The 12364-nt window shown below is 41.9% G+C and carries 9 protein-coding genes; all 9 read right to left on the reverse strand.

The window, feature by feature from the left end:
* Window positions 1-5: 5 nt before the first annotated feature.
* The 9 genes from Q4501_RS16205 to Q4501_RS16245 all read right to left on the reverse strand — a co-directional run bounded on the left by Q4501_RS16205 (window position 6) and on the right by Q4501_RS16245 (window position 12173).
* The gene (locus Q4501_RS16205) at window positions 6-956 is read right to left on the reverse strand and encodes an SDR family oxidoreductase (protein WP_303597302.1); all 951 of its coding nucleotides are present in this window, start codon (window positions 954-956) and stop codon (window positions 6-8) included.
* On the reverse strand, window positions 953-2089 hold the full coding sequence (locus Q4501_RS16210) for a glycosyltransferase family 4 protein (protein ID WP_303597303.1): 1137 nt from the start codon (window positions 2087-2089) through the stop codon (window positions 953-955). The genes Q4501_RS16205 and Q4501_RS16210 overlap by 4 nt, the downstream gene beginning before the upstream one ends.
* Window positions 2090-2449: 360 nt before the next feature.
* Complete coding sequence (locus tag Q4501_RS16215) at window positions 2450-3583, reverse strand: glycosyltransferase (RefSeq protein WP_303597304.1); 1134 nt, start codon at window positions 3581-3583, stop codon at window positions 2450-2452.
* A gap of 4 nt (window positions 3584-3587) precedes the next feature.
* Window positions 3588-4754 carry a hypothetical protein gene (locus Q4501_RS16220; protein ID WP_303597305.1) on the reverse strand — a complete coding sequence of 389 codons (1167 nt, stop codon included), beginning with the start codon at window positions 4752-4754 and terminating at the stop codon, window positions 3588-3590.
* An 822-nt stretch (window positions 4755-5576) separates the two neighbouring features.
* Entirely contained in the window at window positions 5577-6965 is a 1389-nt protein-coding gene (locus tag Q4501_RS16225; RefSeq protein WP_303597306.1) for a hypothetical protein, read from the reverse strand.
* Between the two features lie 45 nt (window positions 6966-7010).
* Window positions 7011-8162 carry a polysaccharide pyruvyl transferase family protein gene (locus Q4501_RS16230; RefSeq protein WP_303597307.1) on the reverse strand — a complete coding sequence of 384 codons (1152 nt, stop codon included), beginning with the start codon at window positions 8160-8162 and terminating at the stop codon, window positions 7011-7013.
* A complete protein-coding gene (locus Q4501_RS16235; RefSeq protein ID WP_303597308.1) occupies window positions 8159-9217 on the reverse strand; it encodes an N-acetylneuraminate synthase family protein in 1059 nt (352 codons plus the stop codon). Before Q4501_RS16235 ends, Q4501_RS16230 begins: the two co-directional genes overlap by 4 nt.
* Entirely contained in the window at window positions 9214-10845 is a 1632-nt protein-coding gene (locus Q4501_RS16240) for a hypothetical protein (protein ID WP_303597309.1), read from the reverse strand. Before Q4501_RS16240 ends, Q4501_RS16235 begins: the two co-directional genes overlap by 4 nt.
* A 44-nt stretch (window positions 10846-10889) precedes the next feature.
* Window positions 10890-12173 (reverse strand): lipopolysaccharide biosynthesis protein, encoded by a 1284-nt coding sequence (locus Q4501_RS16245; RefSeq protein WP_303597310.1) that lies wholly within the window; start codon window positions 12171-12173, stop codon window positions 10890-10892.
* Between the last annotated feature and the right edge of the window lie 191 nt (window positions 12174-12364).

Below are 12364 nucleotides of genomic sequence, written 5' to 3' on the forward strand. Positions count from 1 at the left end.
AATCCTTATTTTTCGGAGAAGCAGCGTTTCAACCCTTCTTCCACACTCAGCGGCGGTTGCCAGTTCAGCAAGTTACGAGCTTTGGAAATATCCACCTGCAAAGACCCCAGCAAGCGCTGAGCCATCGCTTTTTTCCCCAAGACCTTCGCTCCGAACATCAGAAACCCTGCGGGCACTGGTACCAACTTTGAAACTTTGCCGCTAGCTTTTGCCAACCCTTTTAATAGCTCGGTGATGGAAAGGTCTTCACCATCTCCCGCCAGGAAGATTTGATTGACTGCGCTAGGGTGATCTATGCAGGTAATAATTAAATCTACTAAGTTATCCAGTGCCACGAGCGAACGTTTGTTGTTAACAGCACCCAAGGGGAGTGGCAGGCCTTTTTCAACCAAATTGATCATACTACCAAAGTTTCCCTTTACGCCTGGCCCGTAAACCAGCGGCGGCCGGATGATAACTACCTCTATATCAGACTCATCCGAGAGCGCTAACAAGCCCCGTTCAGCTTCCAGCTTAGAAATACCGTATGCGTCTTGCGGTGCGGGCCTGTCTTTCTCAGTGAAGGGTAGATTGTTTCGTGTTTGCTCACCGTTCACCTTTATCGAACTAATGAACACAAAGCGTCGAACGCCAGCGTCGACAGCCTGCCTGGCAAGGTTGAGGGTCCCCTCCACATTTACCCTTCGATATTCAGTAAGGGGGTCTAACGCCTTGTCTTGCATGATATGGGCGCGAGCGGCAGTGTGAATGACGGTGTCCAGGCCTTCCAATACCTGCTCCCAGCGCGTAAAAGCATCCACGTCGCCAACCTCTATAAATCCTGGTTGATTGGCCGACTCAATTGAGCGTACGGCTCCCACACAAGAGGAAAACTCAAGCTCGGCCAACCGTCTTTTTAAGGACTTTCCTATGAAACCGTTAGCACCGGTCACGAGCAGACTTCGTTTCTGTATCATGTGGCCAAAAGCTCTTCATAAATCTTCATGTGTTGATCTACGATTTTCTCAATAGTAAATTCTTCCTCCGCCAGTTTTCTCCCCCGGCGCCCCATTTGCGCCCGAAGGTCAGGAGACTCAAGAAGTAGCTGAATAGCGTCTGCCAACGCCACTGAATCTCTTACAGGAACTAAAATTCCGGATTCGCCCGGCTTAATAGCGTCTCGGCAGCCGGGGTGGTCCGTGGTGACGACAGCACGGCCACAAGCGGCTGCTTCTACTAAGCTTTTAGGCAAGCCTTCGCCATAGTATGAGGGTAGACATACAATATTCGCAGCACCGTATTGATCCGCAATATCAGCCCGATAGCCAAGTACTCTGATAGCCTTGCCCCTCTTCCACTTTGCCAGGTCATCTTCCGTTGCGCTGGTTGGGTTGCCTGGGTCAAGTGAGCCTATCAAACGAAACTCGACACCTACACCCCGCTCATTCTTTAGAATCTCAGCAGCCCGGACAAATTCAAATACACCCTTGTCGCTAAGCAACCGAGCAGCCATGACCACAACAGGTATTTCTCCCGGTTCAGGTACAACTGGATACTCTTGGAGATCTACTCCTGATCCTTTGATCATTCGAGCTTCACTGATCCTCATAGCTTGAGCTTGAAGCAAAGCATTTTTATCATCCGAATTCTGAAATATCACTCTGAGTCGCACCTGCTTAAATGCGGCTCTGTAGAGGATCTTCACCAACATCCGACGTAAATAACCGCCATCGGAGGAAGAGTGGAAAACAGTACCAAGGCCGGAAATGGCAGCGACCACAGACCTCACTCCAGTTATTCTTGCAGCTATTCCTCCGTAGAGAACTGGCTTAATGGTTATTAAATGGACGAGTCTCGGTTGCAACCGAAGGAGCAGCCGGACAATACACAGCAAAGTCCATAGTTCCCTGAACGGATTTTGACCGCTGCGTGCGATAGGAACTTCATAGTGGGTGAAACCTAACGCTTTAATTTTTTCTCCAGCTAAGCCGGAGCCTGAGACAATCACCACACTCCAGCCCGCTTCTTTTGCTGCTTTGGCAAGTGGCAGTCTATGGGATAAAAAGAACTCAGGCGTATTTACTATAAAAACAATATTCTTTTTTTGCAATTTAGTCTCATAAGTCAAATAATAAAATTAATCAGAAACATGCACATATATTCCAGTAATGCAATTTTCGGAAAACATAAAATATGCGAACCCTACATATTTCGAACGCTTTTACCTATATTGAACAGATAAACCTTTAATTATTTTATTTTTAAAATAATCACAGATTTATGAACACGCCAAATTCAAACCATGAAATCAACCAAGAAAAAGTAGATTGAAAACTAGAAAAAAACAGCGTACCGAAAAGCGCTAGATCCGAACCGACTCTTATCTATTTAAAACACACCTAATACTCTGAGACATAGTTGACGAATACCATAATCCATAGAAATATTCAGATCAACATTATCACAAGCATTAATTTTCAAATACACTTAAGTACTTAAGCTCAACAATATCGACATCAAAATCCAATGATCTAGCCAGAGACTTCCCTCTATAATAATCATATTTTTTATTGTCTAGCAACGACAACATACTATTAGACATCTCATTCACATTACCAACTTCTACTAAAATTCCGTATTCGCCGTCGCGTAAAATCTCCGAGGGGCCACTAAGACAGTCTGTTGAAATAACTGGAAGCCCACACGCCATCGCTTCAACCAGAACATTACCAAAACCCTCAAACTTCGAGCTAAAAACAAAAACATCCGAATTATTTAAGTAGAAGAATGGATTATTTACGAAACCCAAGAAGAAAACATGATCTTTCAATTTCAATTTATCAACAGAATCTTTCAAATAGCTTTTCAGACTGCCATCACCGATGATAATTAACTTCGCATCGCTACGGACTTCTTGGACACGTTTAAATGCATTAATTAGGGTCACGTGGTCTTTTTGATCTACCAACCGACCTACAGTCACATAAAAAAAACCATTATTTTTAATAAAAAAATCATCATTACCGGACTGAACACTAAGCTCTTTTATTGCCTTTAAATCCTGTGGATTGTGAATCACTTTAATCTTTCTAGAATCCAAACCATAATCGCTAATCAGACTACATTCGATACCATGGGAAATAGGCAAAATTAAGTCTGCTCGCTTATACAGGAATTTAATAAGCGAATTCATCACAAATCCCTTGAACCCTTTACTGTTATACTGAAGCTTCGAATAATTTCTTTCAGATATTACAACTTTACGATTTGAAAAAATACCTGAGATGACAGAAACAAAATTTGATCTAACTAAAAAGCTAATAACATTTTTAACATCAATCCTCCTCAAAACGACAGATAGCTCTGCAGCCTGAAATGGTAAAATTAAGATTTTAAGAGGACCTTTTGAAAGAAACGAAGTTTTCAAACGAAGAACCTTCACCCTATCATCTAAATCGTAACGAATATCTTCATCATCGAGTAATATTAAGTATATATCGAAACCTTTACCAACAAGTGAGTTAGACAGCGTTTGAATGACTCGCTCCGCCCCCCCTCCCGACAAAGAATTTACTAAAAATGCAACTTTATTAATATCTACCAAAATTTCACCACACTTTAATCTTAAAATTATTAAATAAGCTAGCATATATTTTCGCAGATAAAAATACAAAAATAGCCATTTTAAAACCACTAATCGCGTAAGTAAGATCCACTCTGTGTATATAAAACGTGGAATACACAAAAACCGGAAAAAGGATTCTAATAAGGAACCCATCCATTGACTTATATCGAAAATTAAACTTATATATTAAAAAAACCCAAAAAAACAAAAAAAAGAAAACAAAAAAACCACCAACAATAGAAAAAATTTCGGCCATAAATGAGCTAGCCAATCCCCAACTCAGGCCATGATATTCATCTTGAAGAATTTGGGAAAACTTCAAAAACTCAAACCCTAAAACCTCTGAAAAGATTGTATTAGCGAAAGGAATGAACGCCAAAGCTCGATGAACCAAATAAGTTAAGGGCAATGACATCTGATCAATAACCACAAGGTTAAAATTATAAATTACCGCCATAGGATCTGCCAGAAAAAGATCATAACCACGATCGAGTCCCAAACCGCTGATCTTGTTTGCAGATTGCATCAAACCATCGACCTTCAGCATCCAATACACAACCTTGAACAAAATAAAAGCAATTACAAACATTCCACCAATCAAAAAATAATGTACTTTTGAAAAGAGCCTCAGCCTGACAAAACCAATATACAACAAAGAAAACATCAAAAATAAAATAACTGTAACCGCTCTACTTCCATAAAAAAGAACACTTAATATAACAAAAACGCTTAGAAGCAAAGAACCTTTATCTTTAACCGGATCCGCATATGCAACACTAAATAAAAAAAGAGAACACCACAAAGAAACAGGTATAAAAGGGCTTAGTGCATTACCATTCTTCTTTGTCCCAAAAAAGAAATCGGAAGGTCCAGTATCAAAAACTCCCACCAAATAGGAGGCAAGAGTCACAAAAAACAAAAACTGAAGTTCTTTAGTACCTCTAGCAACAACTGTTATTTTCACCCGAGAACCTAAGGCATCACTATACAACATAAAAAAAATGCTAACGGCATATACAAAACTAAATACTAAATAAATATAATCATCGATAATCATACCTTCAACAACGCCAGGTATAGCTATGAACCCTAACACTAAAGGAAAAGAGTAATATCCCAACGAACAAATCATCAATGTAAAGAAGTCCAAACTTCTTTTCTTAAAAAGAATATACGAAAAGGAAAAAAAATAAAGCATCAAAAATAGCGAATAGAGCATAAGTGCCTTAAAAAGCAAAGAGTACTCTCAAAACCTTGAAATCAAGGGTGAGACATTTTCCACCAATCGTATTAGAGCCCTGCCCACCATCAATCTACCTCCAGATCTTTTCACTATAATAGCAGAGTGAAAAAGTAAGCCCCTAGAGCTAGTTCAGATGAACTATGAGCCATAACGAAAAGCAATTGGTTTTGAGGTATCGGTAAGTAGCCTGCATACCCTTAGCGCTGTCAAAGGTTTGGCACGCACAACAGCTGATACAGTGCGCGTGAGGGTTTTACCTGCACAATAACAGTGCCTCGAAATATGAGCCATTAACCAGATCCATCGGGCCGAGGTACTCCTATTTGTCTGCAGGTAGAAACCAAAAGTCTTTAAAAAAACCTCCGCTTGAATTGCAGCTTGGGGCTCATGGGGCTGAACCAATAGTAAAGGCCACTCGATCAACGCTATACGGTGTTAACTATTTCCTAGCCGTGCCCTGTCTTCACTGGGTAATCTAACGTTAAAGCTATTCATTGATGACACTCCTAATACACTGTTCCGTATTCTCTCGTCGAAACAAATCAACCCTGAGTGTTGTCAAGTAACTCTTTGGCTATCGAAGTAATTTTAAAATAAAGCAGGAAAAAATCGCGCCCATTTTTCCCCAGTTGGTACACTAATTTAATGCCAGCAAACCGATGCGAATTCGGTGGTCGCCCTCACTTCATTTACTTTAGAAATTTATTTGCTTTATTTGAAAATTCTTTATTATCGTCCGCTGCCTTCAAGAAAGGTTACGCTTCTTACCGGTAACTCCTGACCAAGACTCAAACAAGCCAAACTCTCGGCAACTAATTCACCTTCGCGCCCGTCCCATTCAGTAAGGTAGGTGGAACTGTAGTAACGGACAGCTTCTTTATCGGGGCTATGACGACCGAGTTTACTGTTAATCAGCTCGAAAATGCTCTGAACTGAACCGGCTGGGTGCACTAAACCATGTTCGACATATCCATAGTAATCTGGCCTATCTGGCGGAGTAAGCTCATAGTATATGGGAATGACGCCGGCCAACGCGGCTTCCAGGTGAATGCTGCTATTACCCGCAACTAACCAACTGAGTTTTCCCAAAAAAACAGAAATTGGCTCGTGCTTTGGATCACTTAATTCTACCCATTCATTATCGCTAAAAGCACAGCGATAAGCATGGGTATCTTTTAATGCCTGCCCCGGATGCCAGCGTAGCCGAACAGTAATACCCTTTAAAGTCAGTGTTTCAATGAACTTAATCGCTGCAGCCGAATCGTCCAAAGCGTTTAAGGCTATACCAATTACGTTTGCGCCGTGACTATCAACTCGATTGAGGTACTTTTTCTGTCCGGACAAAATCACTTCTGGCACTGGTGCCTTCCTGGAAGTAGCCGGTTGATTCGGCTCACACTCCCGGTATGTGTCAAGCGCACACTGCCCATCTAGAAACGCGTAATGTACCCGCAGTGCTGGGAAAATGTCGCTTACTGAGGCGTGCTGAAGATAGACCGTTTTAATACCGATATGATGAGCAACGGCAAGCATACACCGGTTAGGTACATTGTGATCATTCGCTGATATGACAAACTCTGGCTTAGTTTGCGACAGCACCCTGTAGAAATACACAAGGTAGATGTACGCACTGCAGAATGTAGAGAAATGCCAACTTATAGAAATTGGATGCTTCTCCTTCAGTACTCGATACAGACCCCAGCCGCGAATAGAGAAAAGCACAATAATCCTAAAAATATCAATAAGCGTTAACTGAACAGGAATATAGCCTTTGTCGTGGTCTTCGGTTAACAGTATCCGCGGATTACCTACCACTACTACTTCACCTTCCTTTTTACCCAATGCCTCAATGGTTTTGTCCAACGAGCGCAGTTGATTCACGCTACCGGCAAAGACAAAAAACTTAGCAGATTGCCTAACCCGGGGCTGCTTTATTGGACGAAAATCACGAATCAAAATTGCGAAAAACTTGGCAACTTGTAAAAAAAATCCGGCATAACGAGGCTTCACCCGTACAAAATGGGGGCGATTATGAAGTTGTTGGCCATATAAGTAACTAAGCCAAACCTCAGGCTCAGATCTTAAAATATCCCTAATATTTGTATACCACGAAATCATAAAATACCATTTAATAAAAGCTTAACGCTGACTGTACAATTAATTTCACGGCAACATTTTTAAATATCGTGTCATCTGATAATAGTTTTGGTGAATCGCCGAATTTGCGGCCAAAGTTCGTTGACCTCCGGAATAAATTTCATATTCTAACATTGAAAGCATGTCTTTAGTTGAATATCGATTCGAGATGAAACGATCAGGCCACCCCGTAAGCTTCCTAGACGCTTTCGCTAGGATCCCATTTCTAACCCCATGATAACCATCTACAACCATTCCACCTATTGCACCTCGACTACCACTAGCTCTCCCATCCTCTGAAAATAGCAAAGAAAGCTTACCAATGCTGTTCATGAAAATGTGCGCGTGCACACGATAACCAATATGAAGATCAACACTACTGTACGTTTCAATTAATTTTTGCGCATCACCTGATATATCTTTATACGCAATATTTTCACGTTCTAGCCATTGGACAAACTGTTGGTGCTTATCAAGATGCTCCGACATTGCTCCACCGTAGGCGGCCTTCGTCACACTCGGAGTGAGGGAATGATGAAAAAGGACTTGAAACTCTGCAGTTTCAAAGTGGTCACGGCAAGCAATAATTTGCCGTTTCATCTGCCGTTCCATTCCAGGGCTTTTCACGAATGAAACACCAAGTGAAAATCCTACCTTCTGGATACTTGGTGGTATTTCGGGAGACTTCGCTAGGGAACTTAGGTCATAATAGGCAGGGCATCCAGTCATAATACCATTCGTAAAACCATTAAAGAACAAACTATTAAGGCTATGATAATCTCTGACGCTAACAGGTAGACCTGATTGAGCAGCTTTCTCCAATAACTGAATAGAATTTTCTGAGAATGAATAACTGTAGGTATCCTTCCACCGACCAGTGACTGACTTCCACCCAACTCCCATTAGGCTTACGGGAACCTTAATATCAGAAAGATCGCCAGTTAAGCGATATATCTCAGGATACATGTCATACCGAAGAGATGGGCCACCCACCAACAACAAAGCCTTCGCACCGTTGATAACCTCAAGCCTTTTTTGATCAAATCGCTCCCATGCATTGAAATCAATAATCTCCCTATCAGGCCTTTTAGATGCAAATAGTGATTTCGCACGATGTTTAATTAAAAAATCACCAGCGTTATTTTTACTACCGGTAAGGAGAACATAATATGGTTTCATTCGAACATGTTCCACTGAAGTACCGTATCTTCAGGAATATCCTCCAATGGTTTCTTACCTAAAAGCTCTTCGATGGATCTAGGACTAATGCCATATGCAGGCCGCTTGAACGTTATATCTCCTTCAGAAACTTCTTGCCCTGCTTTTAGTTCGCACATAGCGACCAAGCTTCGACGCGCATTTTTTCTAGAAACTTCTTCATCTGCTAAAGCCTTGACACGAAAATCACCTAGCAAACCGAAAATTCGATCCATACTATTCTGAAACATCCTGAGATCATGCATATCCATGGCATGGTAATGATCATTACCTGGCAACGTCTTATCATGTGTGAAGTGTTTTTCAATTATTACGCTCCCGAGAAGGGCCGCGATTTCACAAACTTTCATATCTCCTGGCATCGTGTGATCAGAGTAACCAACAAGCTTATCCGGAAAAGCCTTGCGCAGACCTTGGATCATTCCCAAATTAGCGTTCTTCTCAGGTGTCGGGTAGTTAAGAACACAATGTAGAAGCGCGACAGGGTTTCCAGCCTCTTCAATCCAATTGACCGCCTCTTGTATTTCCCACAGTTCGCTTGCACCTGTTGACAAGATAATCGGCTTATTAAAGCTACAAAGATATTTTATAAAAGGCTTATTGGTAATGTCGGACGAAGAAATTTTGAAAACATCCATCAACTCATCTAAGAATTTAGCTGATTCCACATCGAATGGAGTACTCATAAATTCGATATTTCGCCGATCGCAATATTTTTTGAGCTCCTCCATTTCCTTTTTCCAAAACCTGTCGTGTTTCGAAAACAACTCATGCTGTGAGAGCGTTGGCTCTTTTGAGGTATCCCAGTATGCGGGCGAATGCCGCGAGGCCAATGTGTCGGCTTTGTATGTCTGAAATTTAATTGCGTGGGCACCACCTTCTGCGGCTTCATCTACCAAACGCTTGGCTGTATCCATGGAGCCTTCATGGTTAACCCCCGCTTCTGCAATGATGTAAGGGCGATGAAACTCGCGTGCCTGCGGGTTAATGCGGTAAAAATAATCTTTGATTTTCATGACGTCTCCAAAACATTTCTTATGAGTTTTCGAACCCTCTTTCGGCCACTGGCGAGGTCTGCCTTCGACATCAGGCTAGCCATATACTTTCGTGACGCTGGGTTCTCGACAAGTTGAATAAAGATGTCCAATATTGTTTCGGCACCCACCTTTTTACCATGCCCTAAGTTTAGAAAGCCAAATTCAGCGCTGGCAAACAAGTGGGAAAGCTCACGCTCATTCTGAGCGAGCACAATACATGGAACTTCTAGCGAAGCAATTTCATAGGTTGTTCTTCCGGCAGAAGTGAAGGCGATGTCGGCATTAATCATATGATCAGATATAGATGACGTGTTACGAAAGACCCTGACATTGTCAAATTCGTCTAGGGAACTATGGTATCGATAACCAAAGCCTGTTACTACAGAGATTCCTATTCCGTTAGACTGGCAGTATTGATGAATTGCCTTCAACACTTTCTTTGTAAGATTGTCCGGATCAACTCCGCCAAATGTTAACAGGACGTTGCTAACGACGTTTTGAACAGGTTTTGGTGGCGTTAAGATGAATTCGTCCCTTAGGACTACATAATCATGACCAAAATAGTGATCGGGCAAAACTTGCCGCTCGGGGTAAATTGCGTTAATTACTAGGTCGGCGAACTTTGCGCCTTCTCCAAGATCCTCAAAGTTTATAACTTTCATGCCCTTTCGTTTGAGTTCTCGGATCTCACCGGGTTGTGTGTCGAGCTTGTCATTGATGACTACATTCGGCCGCAAACGCTCTATATCTCGAATCAAATCATCGCTTTCTTGAATATAAACGGGATAGTTTTTGGACGAAATTTTTTCAAAGGCGAGCTGGCTTTTCCTATCCACGAGAAACTCAACCTGGTGGTCAAGAATGTCATTCGCAATAATGAGCGAATTATAAACGTGCCCTAAACCAATCTCCTGATATCCAGAAACAACAAACAGGATCTTCTCACGCTTCCTGTAATATTCGCAGAGACTCCAATCTTCATGGCTGTCGATATCAACAGCCTCTCCCCCCTGTAGCTCAAAAAGTTCAACGCACCCTCCTATACGAGTATTTTCGGTGATGCTGCGCTTTCGGGCAATTAGAAACCCTCCAGTCTCTTTGTATGTTGGAGTTAGGTATTGACGATTCACACGCTCCCGGTAATTTGGAGTGTATCGGGAATTCTCATATCGCCAGGTGAGATGCGTATCATTCACCACTGAGAGAATTGTATCCAATCTTTCATTTTCGAGCATTTTACCCAGAGCCGCATCTAAAGATTCGGTCCGAATAAGAGGCGATGTCGGCTGAAGCGTAACAACCAATTGATAGTCTTTACCTTCAATAGCTTCCGCCTTAATCATACAGTCATATATGACCGGGTCGAGGGTCGTGTTGTCGCTGGCCTTATCTAACTCCCGCTCTATAATAGATGCCCCTACTTTCTTAGATATTAGTGCGATCTCATCATCTTCCGTAGAAACATACACATCAGGTTTATAACGAGATGCCAGAGCCGTCATGATAGAATACTGTATCAACGGTTTCCCACCGAGCATTCGGAGATTCTTTCTGGGAATACCTTTGGAACCGCCTCGAGCAGGTATGACGACAAGTATGTTATCCATATTTACCAAGCTTCTTCTCTGTTAATAGTTAAACCATGATTATGCTATTTAAGAAACAACTTTCTAGGTGACCACGGCATGACTATAGCACGTGAAGCCGTATACCAAGTAAGCAGAAACTGTACACTAGCGCCCACACACCCTGCCCAAGCGGCGCCAATTAAGCCATAAGTTTTGAGAAAAAATATCAGAAACGCAACACTTATAACACCAGAAAGTATCGTAATCTTTGATATCTGCTGAGTTTTTTTTGCATATAGTAAATAGCTGGATACGATGTAATACATCCCTCGAATTGCTTGAGCAAGAAAAAGCCATGGAAGTATTTCCCCAGCAGGTTCATAACCTGGACCGGCAACAATAATCAACACAGGGCCTCCAAAAATAAAAGCCAGAAAAACAACAATAAGTAGTATTATAAAATAACAATAACTTCCTTTTACGATCTGCTTTTTCTCTTCAGCATTATCTCTTTTTATTCGCTCAAACAGCCAAGGAACATATGCTTTATGAAAGGACTGTAAAATTAAGTTAAGCGCAAGAGCCAACTGTACAGCAACCATATAGTGGCCAGCTGCTTCCAGACCAAGAACTGAGCTAATAATTGCTCTATCAACGGTCAACAACAGAAAACTTCCTGCAAAATGAGGCAGCAACGGAAGGCTAAATTCTAGTGCGTCCTTCATCAAAGTAGGCTGCCAAGTGAACTTCAGAAGCTCATCTCGCCAAAGCAATAACGCTCCCACAGCACCGAAAAAGAACATAGCCGAAGTTAATCCAATTAGTCTGCCATCAACCCCCATCGTAAGTAATACCACGAGGAACAGCGACAACCCCATATTCAATACGCTTTGGCTAATCTGAAACTGACCATACTTAACAGGCTTTTTTCTAACCTGCCATTGCCTCAACCGCAATTGAACCATAAAACTGCCTGACGCAAACAACGCCCCAGCCAAAAGCCAGCCTTGTGATAATCCCAGTACTTCCGATAACAAGCCCAAGAAGGGGAGTAGGAGTATAGTAACGATAATGACGCTAATTACGAGAATGGTCACGCAAGCAGATATGTAATCCCCCATATGCGTATCCGGCTCATCGTAATCGTAGTGTTTACGCGTCGCAGCTCCGTATGTGTTGAGCCCGCACAGCACAGATAGCAAGCTACACCAAACCTGAAACACGGCGACTACCCCATATTTCTCAGGGGTAAGGTAGCGCGTAAGTATCGGCAAAAGCAGGAATGGAATTGAAGCGTTTATGAGCGTAACTACAAGATAAATCCCGGCCTCTGAAAACAATGAGCTACGACGAATTTTGCCTAACAAACCATATGCCCTCAACTGAGAAATCTCATTTTTTACCTTATGAAGTTAAATCAAAATGGAACGAGATTATTCTACAGCCACCTGATATTTTTCTATGAACATACCTATCTTTGAAGACATAGAATCTACTAACATAAACTTCCAAACCGTATTTTTTATCAGCTTTCTAAATAACCGCAATGTTTAGCCTG

The sequence above is a fragment of the Marinobacter sp. 2_MG-2023 genome (genome assembly GCF_030546935.1).
Taxonomy (GTDB): domain Bacteria; phylum Pseudomonadota; class Gammaproteobacteria; order Pseudomonadales; family Oleiphilaceae; genus Marinobacter.